This window comes from Gordonia hydrophobica NBRC 16057 (genome assembly GCF_001592365.1).
Taxonomy (GTDB): domain Bacteria; phylum Actinomycetota; class Actinomycetes; order Mycobacteriales; family Mycobacteriaceae; genus Gordonia; species Gordonia hydrophobica.
On record NZ_BCWU01000002.1, the window covers coordinates 276,872 to 302,846 of the forward strand.

The 25,975-nt window shown below is 67.3% G+C and carries 24 protein-coding genes; 12 read left to right on the forward strand and 12 right to left on the reverse strand.

Annotation, left to right across the window (positions count from 1 at the left end):
* The first annotated feature begins 60 nt into the window (after positions 1-60).
* The 4 genes from GH2_RS04825 to GH2_RS04840 all read left to right on the forward strand — a co-directional run bounded on the left by GH2_RS04825 (position 61) and on the right by GH2_RS04840 (position 3,257).
* Positions 61-684, forward strand: a complete 624-nt coding sequence (locus tag GH2_RS04825; protein WP_066163741.1) for a LysE/ArgO family amino acid transporter — start codon at positions 61-63, stop codon at positions 682-684.
* 61 nt (positions 685-745) lie between these two features.
* Positions 746-1,990 carry an NAD(P)/FAD-dependent oxidoreductase gene (locus GH2_RS04830; protein ID WP_066163744.1) on the forward strand — a complete coding sequence of 415 codons (1,245 nt, stop codon included), beginning with the start codon at positions 746-748 and terminating at the stop codon, positions 1,988-1,990.
* Positions 1,991-2,022: 32 nt separating this feature from the next.
* Positions 2,023-2,382 carry an arsenate reductase (glutaredoxin) gene (gene arsC / locus GH2_RS04835; protein ID WP_066163746.1) on the forward strand — a complete coding sequence of 120 codons (360 nt, stop codon included), beginning with the start codon at positions 2,023-2,025 and terminating at the stop codon, positions 2,380-2,382.
* Positions 2,379-3,257 (forward strand): alpha/beta fold hydrolase, encoded by an 879-nt coding sequence (locus tag GH2_RS04840; protein ID WP_066163748.1) that lies wholly within the window; start codon positions 2,379-2,381, stop codon positions 3,255-3,257. Before arsC ends, GH2_RS04840 begins: the two co-directional genes overlap by 4 nt.
* A gap of 260 nt (positions 3,258-3,517) precedes the next feature.
* Here GH2_RS04840 and GH2_RS04845 read toward each other — a convergent pair whose 3' ends face one another.
* A complete protein-coding gene (locus GH2_RS04845; protein ID WP_066163750.1) occupies positions 3,518-4,687 on the reverse strand; it encodes an ATP-grasp domain-containing protein in 1,170 nt (389 codons plus the stop codon).
* Between the two features lie 82 nt (positions 4,688-4,769).
* Between GH2_RS04845 and GH2_RS04850 the strand changes: the two genes are divergently transcribed.
* Both GH2_RS04850 and GH2_RS04855 read left to right on the forward strand, forming a co-directional pair.
* Entirely contained in the window at positions 4,770-5,711 is a 942-nt protein-coding gene (locus GH2_RS04850; protein WP_066163753.1) for a hypothetical protein, read from the forward strand.
* Positions 5,712-6,680: 969 nt separating this feature from the next.
* Positions 6,681-8,048, forward strand: coding sequence for an HNH endonuclease signature motif containing protein (locus GH2_RS04855; protein WP_066163755.1), 1,368 nt, complete (start codon positions 6,681-6,683; stop codon positions 8,046-8,048).
* Between the two features lie 22 nt (positions 8,049-8,070).
* Here the strand turns inward: GH2_RS04855 and GH2_RS04860 are convergent, their stop codons facing one another.
* From GH2_RS04860 to GH2_RS04870, 3 genes are read right to left on the reverse strand one after another with little or no spacing between them, the layout of a single operon-like run.
* Entirely contained in the window at positions 8,071-8,844 is a 774-nt protein-coding gene (locus GH2_RS04860) for a thiazole synthase (protein ID WP_066163758.1), read from the reverse strand.
* Positions 8,845-8,846: 2 nt separating this feature from the next.
* The gene (thiS, locus tag GH2_RS04865; protein WP_066163760.1) at positions 8,847-9,044 is read right to left on the reverse strand and encodes a sulfur carrier protein ThiS; all 198 of its coding nucleotides are present in this window, start codon (positions 9,042-9,044) and stop codon (positions 8,847-8,849) included.
* Entirely contained in the window at positions 9,035-10,123 is a 1,089-nt protein-coding gene (locus tag GH2_RS04870) for an FAD-dependent oxidoreductase (protein ID WP_066163763.1), read from the reverse strand. The genes thiS and GH2_RS04870 overlap by 10 nt, the downstream gene beginning before the upstream one ends.
* 160 nt (positions 10,124-10,283) lie before the next feature.
* Between GH2_RS04870 and thiE the strand changes: the two genes are divergently transcribed.
* Both thiE and GH2_RS04880 read left to right on the forward strand, forming a co-directional pair.
* Positions 10,284-10,961, forward strand: a complete 678-nt coding sequence (gene thiE / locus GH2_RS04875) for a thiamine phosphate synthase (protein WP_066164318.1) — start codon at positions 10,284-10,286, stop codon at positions 10,959-10,961.
* Between the two features lie 256 nt (positions 10,962-11,217).
* Positions 11,218-11,583 carry a hypothetical protein gene (locus GH2_RS04880; RefSeq protein ID WP_066163765.1) on the forward strand — a complete coding sequence of 122 codons (366 nt, stop codon included), beginning with the start codon at positions 11,218-11,220 and terminating at the stop codon, positions 11,581-11,583.
* 7 nt (positions 11,584-11,590) lie between these two features.
* Here the strand turns inward: GH2_RS04880 and GH2_RS04885 are convergent, their stop codons facing one another.
* Positions 11,591-12,046 (reverse strand): NUDIX hydrolase, encoded by a 456-nt coding sequence (locus GH2_RS04885; RefSeq protein WP_066163768.1) that lies wholly within the window; start codon positions 12,044-12,046, stop codon positions 11,591-11,593.
* A gap of 130 nt (positions 12,047-12,176) precedes the next feature.
* On the opposite strand from GH2_RS04885, the gene GH2_RS04890 reads away from it, so the two are divergent.
* Genes GH2_RS04890 through GH2_RS04900 form a run of 3 tightly spaced genes read left to right on the forward strand, consistent with a single transcriptional unit; the run spans position 12,177 to position 17,063 of the window.
* Positions 12,177-13,625, forward strand: a complete 1,449-nt coding sequence (locus GH2_RS04890; RefSeq protein ID WP_066163772.1) for a GlnX family signal transduction membrane protein — start codon at positions 12,177-12,179, stop codon at positions 13,623-13,625.
* Complete coding sequence (locus tag GH2_RS04895) at positions 13,622-14,611, forward strand: glutamate ABC transporter substrate-binding protein (RefSeq protein ID WP_066163774.1); 990 nt, start codon at positions 13,622-13,624, stop codon at positions 14,609-14,611. The genes GH2_RS04890 and GH2_RS04895 overlap by 4 nt, the downstream gene beginning before the upstream one ends.
* A gap of 4 nt (positions 14,612-14,615) precedes the next feature.
* Positions 14,616-17,063, forward strand: a complete 2,448-nt coding sequence (locus GH2_RS04900; protein ID WP_066163777.1) for a serine/threonine-protein kinase — start codon at positions 14,616-14,618, stop codon at positions 17,061-17,063.
* Positions 17,064-17,083: 20 nt separating this feature from the next.
* Here GH2_RS04900 and GH2_RS04905 read toward each other — a convergent pair whose 3' ends face one another.
* The 7 genes from GH2_RS04905 to GH2_RS04935 all read right to left on the reverse strand — a co-directional run bounded on the left by GH2_RS04905 (position 17,084) and on the right by GH2_RS04935 (position 24,909).
* Positions 17,084-17,893, reverse strand: a complete 810-nt coding sequence (locus GH2_RS04905; protein ID WP_244885305.1) for a putative endonuclease domain-containing protein — start codon at positions 17,891-17,893, stop codon at positions 17,084-17,086.
* 294 nt (positions 17,894-18,187) lie between these two features.
* Positions 18,188-19,879: an AMP-binding protein gene (locus GH2_RS04910; RefSeq protein WP_066164319.1), complete on the reverse strand. Its 1,692-nt coding sequence runs from the start codon at positions 19,877-19,879 to the stop codon at positions 18,188-18,190.
* A 66-nt stretch (positions 19,880-19,945) separates the two neighbouring features.
* Positions 19,946-20,488, reverse strand: a complete 543-nt coding sequence (locus tag GH2_RS04915; protein ID WP_066163781.1) for a DinB family protein — start codon at positions 20,486-20,488, stop codon at positions 19,946-19,948.
* An 87-nt stretch (positions 20,489-20,575) separates the two neighbouring features.
* Entirely contained in the window at positions 20,576-21,787 is a 1,212-nt protein-coding gene (locus GH2_RS04920) for an acetate kinase (protein WP_066163784.1), read from the reverse strand.
* Positions 21,784-23,886 (reverse strand): phosphate acetyltransferase, encoded by a 2,103-nt coding sequence (pta, locus tag GH2_RS04925; protein ID WP_066163787.1) that lies wholly within the window; start codon positions 23,884-23,886, stop codon positions 21,784-21,786. Before pta ends, GH2_RS04920 begins: the two co-directional genes overlap by 4 nt.
* A gap of 27 nt (positions 23,887-23,913) precedes the next feature.
* Positions 23,914-24,462, reverse strand: coding sequence for a TetR/AcrR family transcriptional regulator (locus GH2_RS04930; RefSeq protein ID WP_066163789.1), 549 nt, complete (start codon positions 24,460-24,462; stop codon positions 23,914-23,916).
* 45 nt (positions 24,463-24,507) lie between these two features.
* Entirely contained in the window at positions 24,508-24,909 is a 402-nt protein-coding gene (locus GH2_RS04935) for a DUF5709 domain-containing protein (protein ID WP_066163791.1), read from the reverse strand.
* A gap of 146 nt (positions 24,910-25,055) precedes the next feature.
* On the opposite strand from GH2_RS04935, the gene GH2_RS04940 reads away from it, so the two are divergent.
* Positions 25,056-25,973: a homoserine O-succinyltransferase gene (locus tag GH2_RS04940; protein WP_066163794.1), complete on the forward strand. Its 918-nt coding sequence runs from the start codon at positions 25,056-25,058 to the stop codon at positions 25,971-25,973.
* Positions 25,974-25,975 lie beyond the last annotated feature (2 nt).

Below are 25,975 nucleotides of genomic sequence, written 5' to 3' on the forward strand. Positions count from 1 at the left end.
AATGTTTCTTAAGAATCATTCGCTGGACTAAGCATATGCGCATTCCTAGCGTGGACGTACGTGACCACCACGTACCTTCTCACCGCACTCGTCGGCCTCGTGACCGGCGCAGGACTCATCATCGCGATCGGCCCGCAGAACGTCTTCGTCATTCGCCAAGGCATCGCCGGCCGCTACGTGGTTCCGGTGATCGCAGTGTGCGCCGTCTCCGACATCATCCTCATCGGAGCGGGCACCGCGGGCCTCGGCGCCGTCGTCCCTGCTCACCCGAATGCGATCGTCGTCGCTCGTTACCTGGGCGGCGCATATCTGATCCTGTTGGGCGTGTTCGCCGCGAAGCGCGCCTGGCGCCCCACGACCGCCGCGCATCCGGGCGCCGAGACCGGCCGAACGGTGGGCCTGTGGACCGCACTCGGAACCGCCCTGGCCCTGACCTGGCTCAACCCGCACACCTACCTCGACACCGTCCTCACCCTGGGTTCCATCGCGAACAGCCATGCGGACGCCAAGTGGGCCTTCGCCGTCGGCGCCTGCCTCTCGTCGCTGCTGTGGTTCGCGACGCTCGGATTCGGCGCCACCAAGATGGCGCCGATGTTCGCCTCGACGCGAGCGTGGCGACTGCTCGACGCCGCCATCGCCACGGTGATGATCGCGCTCGGCGCGCTGCTGATCATCAGCGCGTAGGCTCCGGTGCTACTACAATCAATAATCATCAGCGATAGAAGAAACAGCGAGGAGACGTGACATGACCGACACGAAACAGACCTCTGCCCGCGCGGTGATCATCGGCGGCGGCCTCGCCGGCGCCAAAACCGCAGAGGGGCTGCGCGACAACGGATTCGCAGGGTCGATCATCATCATCACCGATGAATCCGTCGCCCCGTACGAGCGGCCGCCGCTCTCCAAGGAGTTCATCGCCGGATCCAAGTCGTTGCCGGACTTCACCGTGCACGACGACGCGTGGTACCGCGACAAGGACGTGGACGTGTGGTTCGATACGCGCGTCACCGCCTTCGATCCCGTCGTCAAGACGGTGACCATCGACGACGGCTCCCACATCAAGTACACGACGCTGATCCTCGCGACCGGCTCGGCGTCCGTGCATCCGCCGATCGACGGAGCCGACGCCGACGGCGTGCACTATCTGCGGTCGATCGACGACGCGACGGCGCTGCTCTCCGTGCTCGGTGAGGGTAAGCGTCTGGCGATCATCGGCGGCGGGTGGATCGGGCTGGAGATCGCGGCCGGGGCGCGCGGTCGCGGCACCGAGGTGACTGTCGTCGAGTCCGCTGCCCAGCCGCTGCAGGCGGCACTCGGCGCGGAGATCGGCGCCGCCTTCGCCGACCTGCACCGCCAGCACGGAGTGGACCTGCGGCTGGAGAGCACCGTCGCCGCGATCACCGTCGCAGACGGTCGTGCCACCGGCCTCACCCTGGCCGACGGAACCGGCATCGACGCCGACGCCGTCCTCATCGCGGTGGGCGCCCGCCCCGAGATCGCGCTCGCCGAAGCTGCGGGCCTGACGATCGCCGACCGCGGTGTCGCCACCGATGCGGGCCTGCGCACCAGCGCGCCCGACGTGTATGCGGTCGGCGACATCGCCGCGGCCGAGCATCCGGCGCTCGGGACGCGGATCCGCACCGAGCACTGGGCCAACGCACTCAACCAGCCCGCGGTCGCCGCGCAGAACATCGTCGGCGGAAACGCCGAGTACACGCGGATGCCCTACTTCTTCACCGACCAGTACGACCTCGGCATGGAGTACCGCGGCCACAGCGACGGCTACACGTCGGTCGTGACCCGCGGCGACGTCGCCGGACGCGAGTTCCTCGCCTTCTGGGTGAACGACGACGGCGTGGTGCTGGCGGGGATGAACGTGAACATCTGGGATGCGGGCGACGACATCGCCGCGCTGGTCGAAGCCCGCCGACCGGTTGACACCGCCACCCTCGCCGACCCGGCCGTGCCGCTCGGCACGCTGCTCTCCTGATCGCTGATCCACTCCCACCGAAAGGAGTCGCGATGGACGCGACCATCTATTACAACCCCAGCTGCAGTAAATCTCGCGCGGCACTGCAGACCTTGCGCGATGCAGGCGCCGAGGTCAACGTCGTCGAATACCTGTCGGACACCCCGACCAAGGACGAGCTCCGGACGCTGATCTCGTCGGCCGGGCTCTCGGTGCGCGACGCGATCCGGACGGGTGAGCCGGTGTACGCCGAATTCGGTCTGGACGACGCCGACGACGACGCACTGCTCGACGCGATGGTGGCGAACCCGTCGCTGATCCAACGCCCGCTGGTGGTGACCGACGGCGGCACGGTGATGGCGCGGACCGCAGAGAGTCTGGAGCAGATCGTCGCCGGATTGTCGCGCGGGTGACGTCGTCCGAGGTGTCTGATCCGGAGCTCGTCAACGTCGCCGAGGGGCTGGTCATCTCGGCGACTCGCATCGGCGACGGCCCCGCGGTCCTGCTCAGCGGGGGGCTGGGCATGCCTGCGGCCGTCTGGCCGTTCACCGGGATCCCCGACGCGCTGGTCGACGCCGGGTTCTCGGTCATCACCTATTCTTCCCGCGGCTTGAAGCCGTCGTCTGCGCCCGCTGCGCCGTACACGATTCCGCAGATGGCCGACGACGCGATCGCCGTCCTCGGCCACTTCGGCGTCGACGAGGCGATCATCGTCGGCTATTCGATGGGCTGCTATGTGACGCAGGCGCTGGCGTCGCAGTGGTCGGGACGGGTGCACGGCGTCGCGATGATGGCGGGGCTGCGGTCGTCGGCGATCGGCGAGTTGGTGAACGAGATGGAGATCGGCTTGATCGATCGACTCGGTGATCTCCCCGACGCGGTGTCCGTCTTCGAACAGCTGATGACGACGCTGACGCCGGACCAGTTGGTCGACGACACCGCCGTGCGCTCCTGGCGCAAACTGCTCACCTCCGGCGATTCGCCGTGGGCGGGGCCCGATGGGCTCCGCGGTCAGCTGTCGGCGTCGCAGAGTTGGATGCTGGCGAAGGAACCGACCCCGGCACGGCTGGCGGGCATCACCGCTCCGACGCTGGTGCTGTCGTACCAGCACGACGTGTTCTTTCCTCCCGCGGGAAGTCGCGAGGCGGCGTCGCACCTACCCGACGCCGAGTTCCACGAACTCCCCGGCCAGGCGCACGGCGGCGTCATGCTCGACCCCGAGCGCCGCGCCGTCGGCCTACTGACCGACTTCTGCCGCCGGGTGCGTCCCCCGACCTCCCCACGCTGATCGAGTAGCCTCCCCCACGCTGATCGAGTAACCCGGGACGTAGTCACGAGCCTCCCCACGCTGACCGAGGAACCCGAGACGTAGCCACGAGCCTCCCCACGCTGACCGAGGAACCCGAGACGTAGCCACGAGCCTCCCCACGCTGACCGAGGAACCCAGGACGTAGCCACGAGCCTCCCCACGCTGACCGAGGAACCCGGGACGTAGTCACGGGCGTATCGAGATCGCCCACATCTCCCAACCCGCGGACCACCTCGACCTCAGATCTTGTGCCCGTCCCACTCGTGGTCGTGCATGAACGCCTCGGCAAGGCCGACCTTGTATTTGGCGCCGTGCGTCAGGATCGCGATGTACGCCGGGATCAGCATGGCCGCAGGCTTGCGATCGAGGGGGTCGTAGATGACGTCGTGTGCCGCGCGGAAGTCGCGGAGGAAGGTGCGGAACTTGTTGTTCGGCTTGGCATTCTTGCGCCAGCCGTACAGCGCCATTCCGACGCCGATCATGGTGACTCGCCCGACTTGCGGCGTGATGACCTCGGTGTTCTCACCGAAGAACGCACGGTCAACGCGATCTTCGCGGGTGAACATCATGATCCCGCTGGTCCCGCGGGGATTGCATTCGATGGTATACAGACCGCGGGTGGGGTGATCGAAGAAGTCCAGTCCCATGTGGCCGGTGAAGTTCACCGACTTCGCGAAGCGCTGTACCCATTCGAGGATCTCCGGGTGATCGACGTGCTCGAAGGTGAGGCACGAATTGCCGTCGATCGCGTACGACACCGGGTACGTCGCGTGTGCGAAGACCTCGCCGTCGCGGCACACCGAGTAGGTGCAGTACCGGTCGCCCGCTTCCAGCCATTCCTGCGCGATCCACGGATTGTCCGGGTCGTAGGTGAGGAAGTCGAGTGAGTCTCCGGGCTGGACCTTATAGACCTTCTGCGACCCTCGCGAGTATGTCTGTTTCACCGCGAACGGGGTGTCGAAATCGAGCTTCGCGACGTCGTCCGCCGACGCCAGTTTCTGGAACTTCAGGGTCTGAAACCCGCGCTCCGCCAATGCTTCCTGGTACGAGAACTTGTTGTGCAGCATGTCCTCGACGTCGAAGGGAGACAGGAACAGTTCGCACGACGCGGGGAACAGGCCGGCCATCATCGAGATGATGTCGGTCTCCTCGTGAATCGGAATCACCATGTCGATGCCTTCGGACTTCACGAGGTCGGCCACCTCGCGGCAGTACTCCTGCGGCTTGAACTTCGGCGGGCTCACGCGGTGGAACGACGACACCGCGTTGGAGTACCGGCTCACAGTGATGGGCAGGCTGTCGCAGGTCGAAACGCGATGCCCGGCCGCCGCGAGCCATCTCGCCAGGTTGAGCGTCAGAAACGACCTGCCGAACGTGATCAAAATATGTTTGCGCGCACCAGAGTCCACTACTACACAGTAGACAAGGGAACACATCTGCCGTGTAGCGTGTTCTTACCTAGGACTCATAAACGACTCAGAGGAATCTTCGTTGTACGCAATAGGGATCATTGCAGCTTCGATGGCTGCAGTGGCCTACGGAGTTTCGACTGTGCTCAGAGCGCTCGGCGCCCGCCGCGTCGCGGTGGAACAACGAGAAGAGGGCAAGGCCGGAATCGACGGTTCGTCGTCGCCGTCCATCGAATCGACGTTCACCACCATCGCCGACCCGGCGTTCATTTTCGGCACCGTGATGGTGGTCGTGGGATTCGCGGGCGGAGCCGTCGCTGCGCGCTTCTTGCCCCTGTTCTTGGCGCAGTCGATCGTCTCGGCCAATCTTGTGGTGACCGCACTGCTCGGCACCCTGTTGCTGTCGATCACGCTGCACACCCGCGACTGGGTCGCGATCTGGCTTGTGGTGCTCTCACTGTTCATGCTTGGCGTGTCGTCGTCGCCGAACGTCCAGGACGACGCCGAGATGGTCTTTCACTGGGGCCTGCTGATCGCAACGTTCCTCCTGGTGACTGTCTCGCTGATCGGCGTGTACCGGGGCGGCGTCTTCGCCCCGGCCATCGGCGGCGCGGGGGCGGGACTGTTGTTCGGCGTCATCGCGTGCGCCGTTCGCGTGCTCCACGGACTGGAGCCGTTCAACGTCGTCACCATCCTCACTGACCCTGCGGCATGGGCGATCGCCATCGCCGGCGCCATCGGCTTCTATGTTCAGACCGTCGCACTGCAGGTCGGCGCGGTGAACGGCGTAACGGCCATGCTCGTCGTCGGCGAGACGGCCGGGCCGAGCATCATCGGCGTCGCCTTCCTCGGCGATTCCGCCCATCCGGGACTCGGTTGGCTGGCCGTGGTCGGCTTCGTCGGTGCCGTGGTCGGCGCGGTCCTCGTCGCCTGGTACAGCACCGGCGAACCCGATCACTTCGGCGAGGCCCCGCCGGAGAAGGGCGGCTGGCGCCGCGGCCGGGAGAGTCGGAGCGAGGCGTGATCGTTTCACGCGCCGTCGACGCACGCTGACCTTCACCGCGTGCTGAGGTCCCACGCGACCTCTCGAGCAACACCGCTTAAGCATTCACCTGCAACACCTCTCGATCTCCACCTGAGGCGGCGCTTCTCGCCCGCTGTCTGACCTGCGGCGCGAATCGGCGCCTCCGGCGTGAGCGGTTCTCACCTCTGTGGTCCATGCGCTCCCTTCCAGCTCCAATTGGTGATCGTCGTGGGCCGACGATAGCGGTTGGGTCGGACAATTTGGACATTTATGATCTCAACTTCGAACACTTGTTTTCATATTCTGTGTCTTGTATCATAGTTTGTACAGCTTCATTGAGCTGGCCGAAAGGTCGTCTCGTGTTGTTTGAGAACTTCATAGCCGTCGCGCACAGGCGACACGGACTGCTTCCGTAGCAAGGGGCTTTAAGGGGTGGTCGGTGGGTGCGCACGGAAGCGGGACCGCCGTCGGTTCGAGGGTTCGGCCGGCAGGGGTATGCGGATCGACGCCGAATCGCCGTGGTGGCTCCTTGGGTTGGAGTCACTCCTCGGGTCGGCCCCTGGGTAGGGGCTGTGTCTCGGGTCGGCTCCTTGGGTTGGAGTCGCGTCTCGGGATGGCATGACTCCTCGGTTTGGAGTCACTGCTCGAGTTGGCCCCTTGGGTTGGGGCCGGGCGATGCGGGTGATCTAGTGCCGGGCCTTCGGGCCGGCGGCCTGTCCTGCGACGTCGTCAGACCACCCTCCGTTTCGGGTTTCGGGTGGGTCTGGCGGCGGGGTTGACTGCTTGCGTCGGATCGGTGTCGTGCGTGTTGTCCAACGTCAGCGGCGCATCCGCTCTCCTACTCGGTGATCCCGGGCCGGAAGCGATGCTCCGCTACACATTTCGGGCGCGCCCCCTACCGGAGCGTGCTCAGCCAAGATCGCGACCTGCATCGGGTCGTGTTCGCCAACAAGGGCAAGGGGGATTGCCATGGCTATTGTCGACGTCATCACTGAATTCGCTGACGCGCTCATCGAAGCGCTCAGCCCACCCACTCTCGCTGCACCCGGAGGAGAACTCGCCCGCTTATGCGCGAGTCCTTCGACGGTCGGTTTCGATGATGCCGTCATCGGGCAGACCATGGTGCAGTTGACTCGGGTGGTCAATCTCGCTGGGACGGCGATGTCGGGGTTGACCGACGCCGCCGGCCGAGCCGGACTACCGGCCCGGAAACGAGTCAAAACCAGCACCGACCTGCTCAAGCAGTTAGGCATCACGCCCGCGGCCGCGCATCGATACGCGCGGACCGGGCACGCCGCGCACACGATGCCGGGCGTGATGGTCCACGCACGAACCGGCGGCATCCCGATCGAACAACTCGACGCGATCGGGAAAGCCATCACGTTCGTCGGCAAGCGGGTTCCGCTGGATGAGGATCGACGGGCGGATCTGGCTCGGCGACTCTCCTGCCAAGTCACTCCGGCCGATGTGTCCCAGCGGGCTCGGGAACTCGCCCTGGAATGGCAACCGGAGATCGACGAGACCGACCCAGATGCGGTGCCGGTCGCCGAAAACCCCGATCTCAACGAGATGACGTTGGTGACTGGGGACGACGGCCGAACGACCGGGACGCTCGATCTGGACGCACTGACCAGCGAAGAACTCAATCAGGCGCTCGATCCCTTGTGTAAGCCGATTCCGCAGCCCGACGGCTCACGCGATCCGCGAACCGCAAAGCAACGTCGATCCGATGCGCTTGCGCAGGTCATTCGCACCTACCTGAACGGGAAGGAGCGGCCGACGGTCTCGGGAGGAGTTCTTCCGCACGTCACCATGATCGTCCCGACCCAGTGCGGTGACGGCACGAGCGCACCAGGTTCGTCGCCCGAGAGTTCGTCCCAAGTCGCGTCACTCGGATTCACCGGCCCAGTCTCCCAAGCGACTGTCGGACTGGTCCTCTGCGAGGCAGGGATGCGCCGGGTCATCGTCGACCAGAACTCAGCACCACTGGATGTCGGCCGCGAACACCGCCTGGTGACCGCAGGCCTCCGCCGAGCACTGGAAGCCCGCGACCGGGGCTGCGCATTCCCGGGCTGCGGACGCCCGATCTCCTGGACCGACGCCCACCACTGCGTCCCCTGGTCGGAGGGCGGAGACACCGCGATCGACAACTGCGTCCTCCTCTGCCGCATGCACCACACCCTGATCCACCAAACCGGCTGGGAAGTCTTCATCAGCCACGACCGCCACCCCTGGTTCCGCCCACCCCTCGACCCGCAGCACCCGGACCGCCGTCGCGAACCGATTCGTTCGAACGCACGGAGGACCATGACCTCGGCTCCGACCGCCGCGGCGTGAGGCGCAGTCGATCGTGTCCTCGCTAGTTCATTGCGGGTGAGGACGCATGCGCCCAGAATCGCTTCGGAATCCGGCCGGCGTTGGCGGCCAGGTAGCCGCCGATCACGGCGTGCTTCATTGCCGACGCCATCGCGGCGGGATCGTCTGCGCGAGTGACCGCGGACGCCAACAGGACGGCGTCGCAGCCGAGCTCCATGGCGAGCGCGGCATCGCTGGCGGTGCCGATGCCCGCATCGAGCACCACCGGCACCTGCGCGCGCGACACGATCATCTCGATGTTGTGCGGATTCGAGATCCCCAGTCCGGTGCCGATCGGTGAGCCGAGCGGCATCACCGCAGCGACACCCGCATCCTCCAGTCGCAACGCCAGCACCGGGTCGTCGTTGGTGTAGGCGAGCACCTGGAATCCGTCGGCCACCAGCGCTGCGGCCGCGTCGACCAGTTCGAGCGGATCGGGCAGCAACGTGCGGTCGTCGGCGACCACCTCGAGTTTGCACAGGTCGGTCTCACACGCCTCACGCGCCAACTGCGCAGTCAGCACCGCTTCGGCGGTGGTGTGACAGCCCGCGGTGTTCGGTAAGACCGCGATGTCGAGTCGGCGCAGCAGATCGAGCACGCCCGTCCCCGACTCGGGGCTGATACGACGCATCGCCACCGTGGTGAGCTCCGTGCCGGACGCGACCAACGCGCGCTCGAGGACCGCGAGGTTGGGTGCGCCGCCGGTCCCGGTGATGAGTCGGGACTCGAATGAGCGGTCGCCGACGACGAACGGTGGGAGCGAAACCGGATCCGTCACCGTCAGCCGCCCTGGACTGCGGTGAGGATGTCGATCTCGGCATACGGCTTCAGAACCGTCTCCCACTCCGCCTTCGGACGGACGATCCCGTCGACCGCGACCGCGACACCGCAGTCGGGCAGATCGAGGTGGGCCAGCAGTTGGCTGACGGTGAGCGCCTCGTCGAGGGTCAGCGTGTTGCCGTTGACGGTCAGTTCCATGTGAGACTCCTGGATCGCTGGTGCGTGCTGGACGCGGTGTCGGGTGAAAGCAGTTCGGTGACGATGTGCGCCGTCCACGGGGAGAGCGCGATGCCGTTGCGGCCGTGGCCCGCGGCGACGACCACGCGCTCGTCGACCCGTTCGACGATGGGCACACCGTCGGGCGACGACGGCCGAATGCCCGCGCTCACTTCGGCGAGCTCGTAGGTGCGCAGGCTCGGCATCATCTCGCCCGCATCGGCAAGAAGGTCGGAGACACCGCCGGCGAGCGGCGCGCGGTCGGCGGCGTCGTACGCCTCGTACTGGGTGGCGCCGAGAACGATCCCGTCCTCGCGGGGAACCAGGTACGCCGGACGTCCATGCCACCGCGCTCGAATCACATGGGCGGGAGGCGGAACCGAGAATCGGGTTCGACGCAGTCGCAGGATCTCGCCCTTCTCGCCGCGCAGTTCCACGCCGGGCAGCAGGGTTCGTGTGCCGAGCCCGGCCGCGACCAGCACCTGGTCGCCGGGGACGTCGGCGAGGTCGTCGACGTGGGCGTCGATCCGGGCCGCACCTGCAGCGTCGAGTGCGCGTTGAAGTCCAGCGATCAACTTGCGGTTGTCGACGGAGCCCTCACCGATCGCTCGGAAACCGCCCGCAATGCCCCGGACCAGTGCGGGTTCGGCAGCACGTAAGTCTGCCGGGGTGACGGCGGGCAGGCGATCGGCATCGTCGGGTTCCTCCGAGAGGAGAAACCGCACCTGCGCGCGGAGATGCTCCATGTCGGCGGCGGTCGCACCGATGAGCAGGCTGTCGGCTGCCGTCGCGATGGTCGGATCACCGAGCCGCTCGATGAGCGCGGGCCATCGGGCGACCGAGTCTCGAGAGATCGCGAGCAGTCGGTCCTCGCCCGGGTGCCCCTCGGCGAAGCAGCCGAGCATGCCGCCCGCAACATGCGCCGCCCGGGTGGTCGGCCCGGCGTCGTACACCCGGACGCGCCACCCGCTGTCGACGGCGGCGAGCGCACACGTGAGGCCGACGGCGCCGCCGCCGACCACGGAGAGGTCACCGCGCGAGCCTCGATCAGGAGCACACAACGTAGAACTGCCCTTCCTTCGCCGGCATGATCCGGATCAGGTGTGACGGTCAGCGTCGGCGCGACGCACTCTCAGCCCGGCGGACCCCCGGACTCCCGTGTTGGTTGACACCGTCGAGCTTACCGCTGCGCGCAAGGGCCGGTGCCCTATGGTGACGGGCATGAATCCCCGCAGCCGGCTCGACGACGCCCACCTCTACCTGTGCACCGACGCGCGGCGGGAGCGCGGCGACCTCGTCGACTTCGTTCGTGCCGCACTGGCGGGCGGCGTCGACATCGTGCAGCTGCGCGACAAGAACTCGCCCGGCGAACGGGAGTTCGGCGAACTCACCGCACTGCAAGAGTTGGACCTGTTGGCGCAGCTCAAGGAGCTGACCGTCGAGGCGGGCGCCCTGCTGGCGGTCAACGACCGCGCCGACATCGCCGTCGCCGCGGGCGCCGACGTCTTCCACGTGGGCCAGGACGACCTCCCGCCCGCCGTCGCACGGACCATCGTCGGACCGGAGACGGTGATCGGTCGATCGACCCACGACCTCGAGCAGGCACGCGGCGCGGCGGCCGACCCCGCTGTGGACTACTTCTGCACGGGCCCGCTGTGGACCACGCCGACCAAGCCGGGGCGGCCTGCGACGGGACTCGATCTGCTGCGCGAGACCGCGGCGCAGGCGCCGACCAAACCGTGGTTCGCGATCGGGGGCGTGGACCTGCCGCGGGTAGCGCAGGTGACGGCGACCGGGGCGCGACGGATCGTCGTCGTCCGAGCCATCACCGGAGCAGACGATCCGGAGGCCGCTGCGCGCGCGCTGAAATCCGTTTGCCTTTCCGCGCACCCCGAGTAGACTGCCTCCCATCATGTTGTGGAACCTTCTTGTAGCCCGCCGCAGCGGGGTCTGATTCGACCGACCCCCCGCTGCGGGTTCGTCGTCTCTCCACTTCCGGGACTGTCGGTCACCGATACTTCGACCGAAATGAAGCTTCCCGATGCGTTCCATTCAGATCTCCCCGGCATCCTGTACTCGTAACGGATACAACCACCGGTCGCAGGCCCGCTCGGCCCGGCGGCTGCCCCACTGGTTTCCGCGAGAGGCGGCAGGCATGACCACTGCGAACTTCGACCAGACCTACGCCCCCGACGGGCGGATCGCCCTGCACACCCTGTCCGTTGAGCCCACCCGCGGCGACACCGTCACGTGCCGCGCCCGCATCACCCTCGGCCGCCGCTCGCACGAGGTGAGCGCGACCGCCGTCGGCACCATCGGAGCGATGACCGAGATGCTGTACGCGCTGGGCGCAGGCGTCGAGATCGTCTCCCTCTCGCAGGAACACGTCGACGACGAGATCGTCACCTATCTGCGCTGCGAGCGGAACGCGCGCCAGTGCGTCTCGTACGGGCGCGGCCGGACGGGCGACGAGGCCGCCGTCAACGCGCTGATCGCCGGCGCCAACCAGCTCAGCGACTGACGCGCGCCTACAGCCGCGGCCGCAGGTCCGGCCACGACGTGGCCAACCCCGGATGCAGCGGCAGCGCGGCGACCTCGGTCGCGGGCACCCACCGCAGCTCCGCGGATTCGGCGTTGCCGACGGTCGCGATCAGCGTCGGGGCCTTGGCGATGACGGTGGTGTAGTTCCACCCCTCCGTTTGGAACGTGACGATCGCTTCGACGACGTCGACGTCGGACGCCGCGATCCCCGCTTCCTCGTTCGCCTCGCGCACGGCAGCCTGCTCCGCGGTCTCGTGCGAGTCGCGCGCACCGCCCGGCAGACCCCATGTCCCGCCCTGATGGGACCAGATCGCGCGATGCTGGAGGAGCACTGCGACGTCGTCGTCGACGGGTGCGCACAACAGTAGCCCGGCGGCACCGAACCGACCCCAGTACCGCGCCCCGTCGAGGCCGAACACCCAGCCGTCACCGTCTCCGCGCACTTCGCAAACCTCCTGCACCCTCGTTCGCCGAACCTGTTGCGAACCATTGACGAATCACCGTACCGGGCTGGCCAACCCAGCGCCGCAGCGAAGACTAGGGTTGTCACCGAGAACACCGGAAGGAAATGTCGTGGCCCGGCAGGTTTATCGAGTGCGTTCGGCGCTCACGCATGCCGGCCGCAGCGTGCTTCCCGAGCGCGGCTCCCCCAGCCCGACACTCCGGCAGGTGATCGCCGACCGGCGCGAGATCGCCGCCATGACCCGCGAGCGGGTCTCGTCTCCGCTCGTCACCGCCCGGTTCTACGCCACCACGACCCCCGGCAAACTGCTGATCATCCTGCTCGCGACGGTGCTCGCCTGCGGACTCACCGGCTGGTACTCGTCGGTGTCGTTGACCGACCGGAGCCAAACCCTCGAAGCGCTGGTCGACCGCGCCGAACCCCAGGCCGAGGCCGCCGAGGTGCTGTACAGCTCGCTGTCGGTGGCCGACGCCGCCGCCAACTCCGCGTTCATCTCCGGCGGCCGCGAATCTCCCGACTTGCGGACCGAGTACACGAACGCGATGGCGACCGCGTCGTCGGCGATGATCGCCGCGGCCGACGGACTGTCGGTGGCGTCCGACTCGGTGGACCGGGACAAACCCGCCCGCGACGACCTGAAGACTCTCGCCACCAGTATCCCGGTCTACACCGGCCTCATCGAGACCGCGCGCACCAACAACCGGCTGGCGTATCCGGTCGGCTCGGCCTATCTGACCGAGGCGTCGACCCTGATGCTGGGCACCATTCTGCCTGCCGCCCAGCGACTGTACGAGGACCGGTCGTCGGCGATCTCCGACCCGCAGCGCACGCTGACCGTTCCGCCGTGGGGCGTGTACGTGGCGCTGCTGATGATCATCGGGATGCTGGTGTTGGTCGGTCGGTATCTGGCTCGACGAACCCGCAGGCACTTCAACATCGGACTCATCGGCGCCCTGACTGCGCTCGTCGTCGGCACCGTCTGGCTGCTGGCGTCGGGACTGCTCTCGGTCGCGGCGGCGAACACCGCCAAGACGTCGGGGGCCGACCCGCTGCACACGTTGACCACCATGCGCATCCTCACCCAGCAGGCTCGGTCCGCCGAGACGCTCGCGCTGGCCCGGCGTTCCGAACCGGGCGAACTGGACGCTGGTTTCAGCCAGGATCTGCAGCAGATCGGCGAGTCGGCCACCAAGCTGATGAACAACCCCACGCACTCGGACAACCGCGGTCTCACGGACCCGATCTCCGATGTGAAGTCGGCCCTCGCCCGCTGGCAGAACGCGCACGACGAGGTGGGACGACGACTCGCGAGTGGCGACTTCACCGCGGCGCGCGCGTTGACGATCGGCAACGGCAACATCAGCACGGCGACCGGATTCAACGAGGTCAACGACGCCCTGGTCAAAGCAATCGCCGAAGCCCGCACCACCTTCCGGCACAACATCAGCACCGCGCAGCAGCTCCTCGGGTTCACCGGCACCGGGATCGGCGCGCTGTGCGGCGTGGCAGCGCTCGCGGTGATCGCAGGCATGATCCCTCGGATCCGGGAGTACCGATGACCGCTACCCGCTTCGGCACCCCCGCCGGCCTCGCGGTGATCGCGCTGGTCGCGCTCCTCACGCTGACCGGGTGCAACTTCGAGCCGACGGCGGCCGGCGACCCGCCCACCGCGATCGCGCACGCGCCGCTGCCGCCGAACGTGCAGTACGGCGTCGACCGGAACACGCCGTCGACGTCGACCGACTGCGACACCACCTCGAGCCTGCGGCCGACCACGATGCCCGAGCCGCGGCGCATGCCCGCGCGGTCGACGATGGCCCGGATCGCCGAGCGCGGCAGGCTGATCGTCGGCACCGACTTGGGCAGCAATCCGCTGAGCTTCCGCGACCCGATCACCGGCGACGTCAAGGGGTTCGACATCGATGTCGCGCACTGGATCGCCGACGCGATCTTCGGCGACCCGAACCTCATCGAGTACCGCATGCTCTCGAACGAGACCCGCCTCGACGCACTCGAGAACCGCACCGTGGACATCGTCGTGAAAACCATGTCCATCACATGTGAACGGCTCAAGGTCATCGACTTCTCGGTGCCCTACTTCGCGGCGTCGCAGCAGATCCTCGCGTACCGCAACTCCGGGATCTTCCAGGCCTCCGACCTCGCGGGCAAGACCGTCTGCGCCACCCGCGCCTCCACCTCCATCGCCCGCGTGCAGCGCGCGGTGCCGAGCGCCAAATACGTCACGACCGGGAGTTGGGCCGACTGCCTGGTGATGATGCAGCAGGGTCAGGTGGAGGCCATCACCTCGGACAACACCATCCTCGCCGGAATCGCCGTGCAGGACCCGTGGGTCCACGTCGTCGGCGACAGTCTGGGGACCGAGAACTACGGCGTCGGGATTCCGAAGGGCGAGGAGGACCTCGTCCGCTTCGTCAACGGTGTCCTCGCCCAGCGTGAGGCCGACGGCAGCTGGCAGCGGTCGTACACCGAGTGGCTGTCGTTGCTGGGTCCGGGTTTTCCGCCGACGATGACGTATCGGGATTGACGCCATGGCAGACAAGAGCGAGAAGAAGAAGCGCAAGAAGAGTCGGGACGACGAACCGGTCGCCACGCAGGCGTCGGAGGCTCCGGTCGAGACGCAGGCGTCGATGATCGATCTCGCGGACACCGGTGGAGCGCAGACCCAGGCCGGCACCATGCCCGCACCGATGCCGACGGTCGGCACCGAGGCGGCCACCACCGGGATGATGACGCAGTCGACGCAGGTCCGGCACATCCTCGACGACATCGCCGCGTCGCGCCGGAAGAGTCGCAAGAACACCCACGTGCACGACCGCAGGCTGGGCGCCGAACTGGTGCAGCTGCCGGAGATCACCGACATCGACCCGGCCGACGCCGTGCTCGCCGATCCAGTGATCGCACCGAGTAAGCGGCTGTGCTGGAGTTGCGGTGAGCCGGTCGGCCGCAAGTCCGGGCGAGGCAAGGGCCCGCTGAACGGCAATTGTTGGAACTGCGGGTCGCGGTACTCGTTCGTCCCCGGACTCAAGCGCGGGACGATGGTCGCCGACCAGTACGAGATCGCCGGCGCCATCGCACACGGCGGCATGGGATGGATCTACCTCGCGGTGGACCACAACGTGTCCGACCGCCCCGTCGTGCTCAAGGGCCTGCTGAACTCCTCGGATTCACAGGCGCAGGCGGTCGCGATCTCCGAGCGGCAGTTCCTCGCCTCGGTCAACGATCCCGGCATCGTGAAGATCTTCAACTTCGTCGAGTGGGTCACCGACGACGGACACCCCGTCGGCTACATCGTGATGGAGTACATCGGCGGTCACACGCTCAAGCAGCTGACCACCGAGTCGGGCAAGCCCAAGCTTCTGCCGATCGAGCAGGCGATGGCGTACATCCTCGAGGTGCTGTCGGCCGTCGGCTATCTGCATTCGGTGGGCCTGGTCTACAACGACGTGAAGCCCGACAACATCATGATCACCTCCGACGAGGTGAAGCTCATCGACATGGGCGCCGTCTCGGCGATCAACGGCATCGGGCATCTCTACGGCACACCGGGATTCCAGGCGCCGGAGATCGTCCAGACCGGACCGCAGATCGTCACCGACATCTACAGCATCGGACGCACCCTGGCGGTGCTGACCGTGCCGATGCCGATGACGGCCGGACGGTACGACGACGGGCTGCCCGACCCGGCGCAGGAGCAGTTGTTCGTCGACAACCCGTCGTTCTACTTCCTGCTGCAGCGCTCCACATCGTTGGATCCGAGCGAGCGGTTCGCGTCGGCAGAGGAGATGACCACCCAGGTCCTCAACGTGCTGCGCGAGACCGTCGCCCTGCACACCGGGGTCCCGCGGCCGTCGATGTCGACGGTGTTCACCCCGCAGCGCTCAACGTTCGGAACCGAGCTGCTGCTGGCGCCGGTCGACGGCTTCTTCGATCCGAAGGACGCCTCGATCCACGACCCGGCCGACATCGCCCGCGCCCTGCCGGTGCCCCTCGTCGACCCCTCCGATCCCGCCGCCGGCGTGCTGACGTCGGCGGCGCTGTCGTATCCGCGGCAGACGCTCGACACCATTCGCGCGGCCCGGGCCGACGGTTTCAAGGCCCTGATCACCAGCGACCGCAGCGCCGTCGACGCGGAGAACGACCATCTGCATCCCTCCGTGGAACTCGATCTCGCCGAGGCCCGCGCCCACTTGGAGCTCGGCAATCTCGACACCGCCCTGCAGCTGTTGCGCGAGGTCGCGGTGCATCACGGCGACTCGTGGAAATTGCATTGGTATCTGGGCATCTGTTCACTGCTGAACGCGGAGCCGGAGCTGGCGTTCGAGCGCTTCCACGAGGTCCTCGAGGCCATGCCGGGCGAGGTCGCCCCCAAGCTGGCCGTCGCGGGCACCGCCGAGCTCATCGGCTACTGGCTGTCCGCGGAGGAGTACACCTCCAACGAGCAGTTGGCGCAGGTGGAACGCTGGTACGAGATCGCGCGACAGAACTATCACGATCTCTGGCTCACCGACCACGCGATCGTCTCGGCGGCGTTCGGCCTGGCACGCATGCTGTTGGCCGAGGGGCGGTTCGCCGCCGCGATCGAACCGCTCGACGAGGTCCCGACCACCAGCAGGCACTACGGCACCGCCCAGATCTCGGCGATCGTCACGCTCGTCCACGGGCGGGCCTCCGACGAGGTGACCCGGGGCGAGCTGTTCGAGTCCGCCGAACGTTTCGAGGAGATCAGCTGGGACGATCCGCGACGCGGACGCCTGCAGTTGATCATCCTGGGCACCGCCCTCGGCTGGATCGACGCCCACCTCGACGACGACCACGCGGCCGACGACTTCCTCGGGTTCCCGTTCAACGAACACGGCCTGCGCGTCGGCACCGAGCGGTCCCTGCGCGAGTTGGCGAAAGCGACGCGCGACAACCGCGCCCACCGCTTCCTCCTCGTCGACCTGGCGAACCTCATCCGCCCGGCGACCCTGTTCTGAGGGACGTCCCCACCGTGAACTCAGAGGAGTGCGCATGTCTTACCGCACGGCATGGCCGATCCGTCCCACCCGAGATTGTTCAGGACCACGCCGACTTTGCCTGCGGTCCGGCACGACCGATCAATGACCTGCCCCCAGCCCAGGCGGATGCTCGACTTCCGCGCGAACACCGCCGCGTCGAGGTCTCGCTCCATGTCGGCGTCACGTGCGGTGGCACTGTCGTGGTTCAGACGGCCGTCCAGTTCCACGATCAGTCGCCACTCGGGGTATTCGACGTCGCGGAAACCTCGTCGTCCCACACCTGTTGCCGACTGTCGGATCGACGTGGGCAACCCGTGGGCGCGTTCAACGTCGGTGAGATAACTGCGCTCCAGTACCGAACAGGCTCCGTCGCGAACGTCGATCAATACCCTCTCGAGGAAGGTACGACGGCCTGTGCGCGACCGCGCCGCCAATACTTCGAGAAGTCGGTCAGCAGTGGTCAACCTTGCCTGCACCACACCGGACAGACAGGCGACCGCTTCGAACTCTGTCCCTGCCTCACCGGCCACGTCCAGGACCGCGTGCTCCAGCCGGACGCGCGGCGGGCTGGTGTGCGGCAGGACACGCTCGTCGTAGAACGAGCTATAGTGTAATCCCACTCCTGGCGGTCGAACCAAGTGTCGATCGGCGCTGACAACCACCTGCAGCGGCTTCGCATCCCAACCGAGTTCGGATCCTCCCGCAGCGATGATCGCCGATTCGTGGCTGAGAGCGGCGGGCGCCAACGCCAGCACGATCGCCCACTCCCGCTGACGTCGCGTCAAATGTCCGGTGTGTGTGACGTACACGCCGGAGTACACGACGACCCAGTGCCGACATCGCAATCGTTGACGAACGAACGCCCGATCCAACCCACAGTCGAACACTTGGCTTCGTGCGACGACACCGTCCTGCGCTCGGAGCAATGCATCCAATCGCCGACAGCACATCTCCCTGACTTCCCCCGTGATCCCCATATCTCGAGTGTGAGCCGCACCCCGAAGCTCATCAAGGCCATTCAGCACATTGTGGATAGATCCGGCGATTTCCACCGTTGTCCGAGCCCCGCTGCGGGGCCCGGACAACGGTGGAAGCAGCAGAAGTCAGTTCACCAGGTCTTCGTACCGGTACTCGGTCGGGATCTCCTCGCCGGCCGACGACGCCGCCGACTCACGCTGCTGCAGTTCGACGCGGCGGATCTTGCCGGAGATCGTCTTCGGCAGTTCGTAGAACTCGACGCGGCGAACCTTGAGATAGGGCGCCAGGTGATCGCGGGCGTACTCCATGATCGTCTTCGCGGTCTCGGCGTTCGCCTCCCAGCCCGCGGCGAGCGTGACGTACGCCTTCGGGACCGCGAGGCGCGTCTCGTCGGGCTGCGGCACGATGGCCGCTTCGACGACGGCCGGGTGCTCGATGAGGACGCTCTCGAGCTCGAACGGCGAGACCTTGTAGTCGGACGACTTGAAGACGTCGTCGGTGCGGCCGATGTAGGTGATGTAGCCGTTCTCGTCACGGGAGGCCACGTCGCCCGTGTGGTAGTAGCCGCCCGCCATGACGGCGTCGTTGCGTTCCGGGTCGCCGAGGTACCCGGTCATCAGGTTGAGCGGCCGGGTGGTCAGATCGAGGCAGATCTCGCCCTCGTCGGCGAGCTCACCGGTCACCGGGTCGACGAGGACGACGGGAACCCCGGGCATCGGGCGGCCCATCGATCCCGCCTTGAGCGGCTGGCCCGACGTGTTCGCGATCTGGAGCGTGGTCTCGGTCTGGCCGTAGCCGTCGCGGATCACCAGACCCCATGCTTCCTCGACGCGCCGGATCACGTCGGGGTTGAGCGGCTCACCCGCACCGAGGATCTCGCGCAGACCGGACGGCTTCTGCCCGAGGTCGGCCTGGATCAGCATGCGCCACACGGTCGGCGGAGCGCAGAAGGTGTTGACCTGCGCGCGATCGAGCTGGTGCATGAGCGCCGCGGCGTCGAACCGCGAGTAGTTGTAGACGAAGATGGTGGCCTCGGCGATCCACGGCGCGAAGAACAGACTCCAGGCGTGCTTGGCCCAGCCGGGCGAGCTGATGGTGAGGTGGACGTCGCCGGGCTTCACGCCGATCCACGCCATGGTGGTGAAGTGCCCGACGGCGTAGCTGATCTGCGAGTGCGCGACCAGCTTCGGCTTGCTGGTGGTGCCGGAGGTGAAGTAGATGAGCATGGTGTCGTCGACGTCGGTGGTCGTGGTGAACGGCCGGGCGGACTCGGCGTCGGCACTGGCGGCGTACGACGTCCAGCCGTCGGCGTCGCCGCCGACGACGATGCGTCGGTAGTCGCCCGGGACGGCGTCGAACTTCGCGGTGTCGCCGACGTTCGCGATGACGGTCCCCGCTCCGCCGCGCTCGATGCGGTCGATGAGGTCGGCGGGGCCCAGCGCCGCGGTGGTCGGCATGACGATGGCGCCGAGCTTCGCGATCGCGAGCATCAATTCCCAGAGCTCCACCTGGTTGCCGAGCATCAGGATGACCCGGTCGCCCTTGCCGACGCCGAGGCTCTGCAACCAGGTGGCGACACGATCGGAGTTCGCGGCCATCTCGTCGAAGGTCACCGTGACTTCGGAGCCGTCCTCTTCGGTGATCCAGAGTGCGCGGCGCTGGTTGCCGCGGGCGAAGGCGTCGAACCAGTCGATCGCCCAGTTGAAGGAGCCGGTGATCTCGGGCCACTGGAACTCGGCGACGGCACGGTCGTAGTCGCCGATGAGATCGATCATGGTGTCCCGGCTGGCGCGGTAGCGGTCAGTGTTCGTGGTCATGATCACATGATCCATGTCACAGCGGACGGTGACCACCCTCCGAAGAGGGGTGCGGAGCAGCCGGCCTCACCCCGCGAACAGCGCGCCCATCGTGGTCTGCCCGTCCAACGCCTCCCGAATGATGTCGGCGTGCCCACAGTGGTGCGCCGTCTCTCGAAGCAAGTGCAGTACCAGCTTGCGGACACTCCACCATTCCCGCTCCGGCTGCCACGGCGCCGTCGGCTGGGGAATCACATCGTCGAGGCAAGCCACTTCGGCGATGACGCGATCGAACTCGGCCGACGAGCGCGCGTAGTCGTCGAGCGCGCCGGCGAGCGTCTCGTGCTCGCCCAGCACATACGCCTCTTCCAGCGCAGTCATGTCGAGCTCGGCGTTCTCGTCGCGCTCAACGATCTCGCCGGCCATGCCCGACTGCACGTGGGCAACGTGCTTGATCAAGCCGCCGACAGTGAGGTCACTGACCGTCGACGTGGTCCGCGCTTGGGCTTCGGTTAGTCCGCGTGCGGTGATCGCCAGCAGCGCGCGCTGGTCGGCGAGGAGAGTCAACAGATCCGCTCGCTCGGCATCGAGATCGTAGGTCAGGGTCACGGGGGTGTACGTACCGGCCATGATGGCGCCTTTCGGTGGTCCTCGGGTATTCCAAGGTCCACGCTATGGCGCATACCGGCCAGCATCTGTCCTCTTTGACGAGGAGGGTCAACTCCCGTACGCGACCTCCATCGCCTGCCGAGCGATCGCCAACTCCTCATTGGTCGGAACGACGAGCACGGTGATCGCCGACGCGTCGGTCGAGATGACCCGCGGCTCGGCGGACCGTATCGCGTTGCGCTCGGCATCGATCTCGATGCCGTAGTTCTCCAGGCCGGCGAGGGAGTCGGCGCGGACGGGCGCCGCGTTCTCGCCGACGCCTGCGGTGAACACGATGGCATCGACGCGACCGAGCTCGATCATGTAGGCGCCGATGTAGCGGCGGAGTCGGTGCAGGTAGACGTCGTACGCGCGCTGCGCGGACTCGTCGCCGGCGTCGGCGCGTTCGAGGACCGAGCGGAAGTCGTTCTCGCCGCACAGCCCCTTGAGACCTGAGCGCTTGTTGACGAGGGTGTCGATGTCGTCGATCGACATGCCCGCCACCCGTGCGAGCTGGAAGACGATGCCCGCGTCGATGTCGCCGGTGCGGGTGCCCATCACCAGTCCCTCGACCGGCGTCATGCCCATGGTCGTGTCGATCGGCCGCCCGGCGGCCACCGCCGACATGGAGGCGCCGTTGCCGAGGTGCAGGACGATCTGATTGAGCTCGTCGTACCCGCGGCCGAGGGTCTCGGCCGTCTTGCGCGACACGTATTCGTGGCTGGTTCCGTGGAAGCCGTAGCGGCGGATCGCGTACTCGTCGGCGACGGCGGCGTCGAGCGCGTAGGTCGCGGCGGCGTCGGGCAGGTCGTGGAAGAAGGCGGTGTCGAACACCGCGACGGCCGGAACCTCCGGCAGCAGCGCGGTGACGGCGTTGATGCCGACCAGGTTCGCCGGATTGTGCAGGGGTGCGAGCGGACAGATCCGCTCGATCTCGCTGCGCACGGTGCCGTTGATGAGTGTGGGTTCGAAGAACGACCGTCCGCCGTGCACCACACGATGTCCGACGGCGGCCAGACCCGAGTCGGCGACGTCGACGCCGTCGGCCGCGAACAGGTCGAGAACCGCAGCGATGGCGGCGTCATGATCGGCGAGCGCGCCGTCGACCACCACCTCCTGCCCCCGATACCAGTGCTTGATCCGCGACTGCCCCTCGCCGATCTGCTCGGCGAGACCGTCGGCGATCACCTCCTCGGTGCGCGGGTCCAGGACCTGGTATTTCAGGGACGACGACCCCGCGTTGACCACCAGGACACTGCCGTCGATCGGCGTCACGCTCATGCGTCGCTCCCCTTCTGCATCTTCTTGTTGTTCTGCGCCTGGATGGCGGTGATCGCGACCGTGTTGACGATGTCGGAGACCAGTGCGCCGCGCGAGAGGTCGTTCATCGGCTTGTTGAGGCCCTGCAGCACCGGGCCGATCGCGACGGCGCCCGCACTGCGCTGCACCGCCTTGTACGTGTTGTTGCCGGTGTTGAGGTCGGGGAAGATCAAGACCGTCGCGCGGCCCGCCACCGGGGAGTCCGGCATCTTCGACGCCGCCACCGACGGTTCGACGGCCGCGTCGTACTGGATGGGCCCCTCGACGAGGAGTTCCGGCGCGCGCTCACGGACCAGGTCCGTCGCGGTCGCGACCTTCTCCACGTCTTTGCCGGAACCGGATCCACCGGTGGAGTACGAGAGCATCGCCACCCGCTGCTCGATCCCGAACGCGGCCGCGGTCTCCGCCGACGACATCGCGATGTCAGCCAGCTCCTCAGCGGTCGGATCCGGCACCACCGCGCAGTCCCCATACGTGAGGACCTTGTCCGACAGACACATGAAGAACACGCTCGAGACCGTCGACACGCCGGGCACGGTCTTGATGATCTCGAACGCCGGCCGGATGGTCTGGGCGGTGGTGTGGACCGCGCCCGAGACCATGCCGTCCACGCGGCCGGTGTGCAGCAGCATGGTGCCGAAGTACGATTCGTCGCGCACCACCTCGGACGCCCGCTCCAAGGTCATGCCCTTGTGCTTGCGCAGTTCCACGTAGAGGGGCGCGAACTCGTCGGCGAGCGGCGAGGTGGCCGGGTCGATGATCTCGACCTCGGAGAAGTCGATGCCCAGTTCGGCGGCACGACGTCGGACGGTGTCCGGATCACCGAGGATGGTCAAGGTCGCGACGCGTCGTCGGAGCAGCCGTTCGGCAGCGCGCAGGATGCGGTCGTCGTTGCCCTCGGGGAGCACGATCCGCTGCGGATCGGACTTCGCCTGCGTGAGCAATTGGTACTCGAACATCTGCGGCGTCACGACGTCGGGCTTGTGCAGGTCGAGTTCGGCGAGCAGCTCTCGCGGCGACACGTACTGCTCCATGAGGCCGATCGCGGCGTCGATCTTCCGGAACGAGCCGCGCGCCATGGCGCCGCGGGTGTTCGACGCGGTCCGCGCGGTCTCGTAGGTTCCGTGTTCGCAGGCGATGATCGGAAGCGTCGGGCGCAGCCCCTTGACGAGCGCGTCGATCATCGGGTGCGGACGCAGACCGCCGTTGATGACGATGCCCGCCAGTCGCGGGAACCCTTCCGCTGCGTCGGCGTTCACCAGAGCGAGCAGGACGTCGGAACGGTCGGCGGGAGCGATCACCACCATCGACTCGCTGAGCCGTTCCAGGATGTGTTCGACGGTCATGCCGCCGACCATCACTTCGAGGGCCTCGCGATCCAGCAGATCCACGTCGCCCGAGTAGAGGGTGCCCTCAAGGGCGTCGCACAGCTCGGCCATCGTCGGGGCGACGAGGAGCGGCTCCTCGGGCAGCGCCCACGAGCGGATGCCGGTGCCCTGCAACGCCGCCTCCACCGCCGCCCGGGCGTCCGGGTCGCAGCGATTGGCGACGATGCCGACGGTGCTGGCATGCGCGGACTTGATGTCGGCGAGCAGCAGTTCGGCGACCGCCTTCACCTCCGCGGGCGACCGCTCGAAAGCCTTGACCACCAGGATGATCGGCGCCGAGAGGTTGGCCGCGATGCGGGCGTTGAAGCTCAGTTCCGACGGCGACGCGATGTCGGTGTAGTCCGACCCGATCACCAGCACGTTGTCGCACTGCTCGGCGACGGCGTGGTAGCGAGCGACGATCTCACCGATCGCCGCGTCGGGGTCGGCGTGCACGTCGTCGTAGTGGACGCCGATGCACTGCTCGTACGGGATCTCGACCGACGCATACTGATGAAGCAGGTCGAGGATGTAGTCGCCCTCGTCCGCGGAGCCGCGGGAGATGGGGCGGAACACGCCCACACGACCGCCGGCGGCGGTCAGCACCATCAGGGCACCGAGTGCGACGGTCGACTTTCCGGTGTCGCCTTCTGCGGACGCGACGTAGATGCTGCGGGCGCTGGTGCCACTCATGGCTCCGACAGTACTGGGTCGACGCCGTCAGCGAATGACGGCACGCACCACCAGATCCGCGATCTCGTCGTCAGACAGCACGCTCTCCGGAACCAGCATGCACGAGTACACGATCCGCACCGTGAACTCGCTGCCCGCGCGGGCATTCGGGTACAGCGCCGCGATTTCGTCCGGCTCGGCGTCGGGCAGCGTGGCGTCGACGATGAGGTCGATGAGCGACGGGCCCTCGGAGTCTTTGGTGCTGATGAGTGCGCGGAGCACCTCTTCGGGTTCGTTGCGCAGGACGTACTGCAGGGCCTCGTGTTCCCGGATGTATTCCAGGCTGTGGCGGACGCGGGCCCGCACGCGGTCGGCGGGGTCGTCGTGCTCCTGACCCCACGCATGGAGGTGGACGCGGAGTTGTTCGAGTTCGCGCGACATGATGGCGGCGACGAGTGCGTCGCGCCCACCGAACATGCGGTAGGCGGTGGCGCGCGCGACGCCCGCCTGCCGCGCCACCGACGTCAAGCTGAGGGCCTTGGCGCCGAAGCGCGACACCAGCGCCACTCCGACATCCACCATCCGGTCACGATCCATGAGGTAAACGGTATCGAATCCGGAACCGCGGTCTGGAGCGGTCCGCTATTCCTCGTCGAGGTAGTGCATCGCCGCTTCTTCGGCAGATGCACCCGCACCGTCGACGCCTGCGTCGCTGGCGAGCATCTGACTGTCCACGTCGACGCCGAACCCCGCGTCGGGAGCGATCAGCCGCCCGGCGCGACGATTCCCGACCTCGCTGCGTTCCGGATAGTCCGGGTCCTCGGCGCCGTCCTCGCCGTCGTCGTACGACGTGTCCGGCTCCTCCTCGGCGAGCCGAGCGTCGAGCGTCTCGTGCTCGTGACTGCCGGGTGCGTAGTCGGGCGGTGAGTAGCCGCGGTCCAGGACGTCGCCCACCTCCGCGTCCTCGAGGGTGTCCTCGGGCTGCAGTTGGTCGGTGTCGTCGTGGTCGTATTCACCGCCGTCGTACGAATCCCGCGCGCTCATGGCTCCAGGCTAACGCGGATGAGACCGCAGAGAGGTCTGGTCGGCGAGGCCCGGTCGACACCTGCTGCCGTCCGCACGGCCGCACCGATCTCCGCTGGTCACTCGGCCACGGACCAGCGAATTCGGCTCAGTGGCACAATCGAGGCATGCCGGTGAACATTCCACGGGATCTCCCTGCCCGCGCCGTCCTCGAGGACGAGGGCATCTTCGTGATGTCCGACGATCGCGCCCGCTCGCAGGACATCCGGCCGATGCGCATTGCCATCCTGAACCTGATGCCGACCAAGGCGACCACCGAGACCCAGTTGCTGCGCGTGCTGGGCAGCACGCCGCTGCAGGTGGAGGTGACGTTGCTGCACATGGCCAGCCACGCCTCGCGCAACACCCCGCCCGAGCATCTCGAGGCGTTCTACACCACCTTCGACGACGTCGCCGACCAGTACTTCGACGGCATGATCGTCACCGGCGCCCCGATCGAGCTGCTGCAGTTCGAGGACGTCGACTACTGGCCCGAGATGACCCGGATTCTGGACTGGAGTCGCCGGCACGTCTACTCGACGATGCACATCTGCTGGGGCGCGCAGGCCGCCCTGTACCACCATTACGGCGTGCCGAAGTACGAGCTGCCGCACAAGCTGTCGGGCATCTTCGACCACCGGGTGCTGACGCCGCACTCGCCGCTGCTGCACGGAATCGACGATGTTCTGACGGTGCCGCAGTCGCGCCATACCGATGTGCACGCCGCCGACATCGAAGCGTCCGGCGCCGTCGACGTGCTGGCCGTCGGCGACGACGCGGGCGTGCTGCTCGCCGCGACACCGGATCTGCGTCAGGTGTTCATCACCGGGCACCCCGAGTACGACCGCGACACCCTGGATCGTGAGTACAAGCGCGACGCGGACGCCGGAATGGACCCGCTGGTGCCCGCGAACTACTACCCCGACGACGACCCGGCGCGCGAGCCCGCCGTCCGGTGGCGCACCTACGGCGTCACGCTGTACGCCAATTGGCTGAACCACTGCGTGTACCAGCGCGTTCCGTTCGAGCAGAACGCCGACCTCTGACC

Bases quoted from the DNA above. Each gene is read 5' to 3' on its own strand.
- GH2_RS04830 (WP_066163744.1), top strand. From the start codon at position 746: ATGACCGACACGAAACAGACCTCTGCCCGCGCGGTGATCATCGGCGGC.
- arsC (WP_066163746.1), top strand. From the start codon at position 2,023: ATGGACGCGACCATCTATTACAACCCCAGCTGCAGTAAATCTCGCGCG.
- GH2_RS04855 (WP_066163755.1), top strand. From the start codon at position 6,681: ATGGCTATTGTCGACGTCATCACTGAATTCGCTGACGCGCTCATCGAA.
- thiS (WP_066163760.1), bottom strand. From the start codon at position 9,044: ATGGAACTGACCGTCAACGGCAACACGCTGACCCTCGACGAGGCGCTC.
- thiE (WP_066164318.1), top strand. From the start codon at position 10,284: ATGAATCCCCGCAGCCGGCTCGACGACGCCCACCTCTACCTGTGCACC.
- GH2_RS04880 (WP_066163765.1), top strand. From the start codon at position 11,218: ATGACCACTGCGAACTTCGACCAGACCTACGCCCCCGACGGGCGGATC.
- GH2_RS04895 (WP_066163774.1), top strand. From the start codon at position 13,622: ATGACCGCTACCCGCTTCGGCACCCCCGCCGGCCTCGCGGTGATCGCG.
- GH2_RS04900 (WP_066163777.1), top strand. From the start codon at position 14,616: ATGGCAGACAAGAGCGAGAAGAAGAAGCGCAAGAAGAGTCGGGACGAC.
- GH2_RS04910 (WP_066164319.1), bottom strand. From the start codon at position 19,879: ATGACCACGAACACTGACCGCTACCGCGCCAGCCGGGACACCATGATC.
- GH2_RS04915 (WP_066163781.1), bottom strand. From the start codon at position 20,488: ATGGCCGGTACGTACACCCCCGTGACCCTGACCTACGATCTCGATGCC.
- GH2_RS04920 (WP_066163784.1), bottom strand. From the start codon at position 21,787: ATGAGCGTGACGCCGATCGACGGCAGTGTCCTGGTGGTCAACGCGGGG.
- pta (WP_066163787.1), bottom strand. From the start codon at position 23,886: ATGAGTGGCACCAGCGCCCGCAGCATCTACGTCGCGTCCGCAGAAGGC.
- GH2_RS04930 (WP_066163789.1), bottom strand. From the start codon at position 24,462: ATGGATCGTGACCGGATGGTGGATGTCGGAGTGGCGCTGGTGTCGCGC.
- GH2_RS04935 (WP_066163791.1), bottom strand. From the start codon at position 24,909: ATGAGCGCGCGGGATTCGTACGACGGCGGTGAATACGACCACGACGAC.
- GH2_RS04940 (WP_066163794.1), top strand. From the start codon at position 25,056: ATGCCGGTGAACATTCCACGGGATCTCCCTGCCCGCGCCGTCCTCGAG.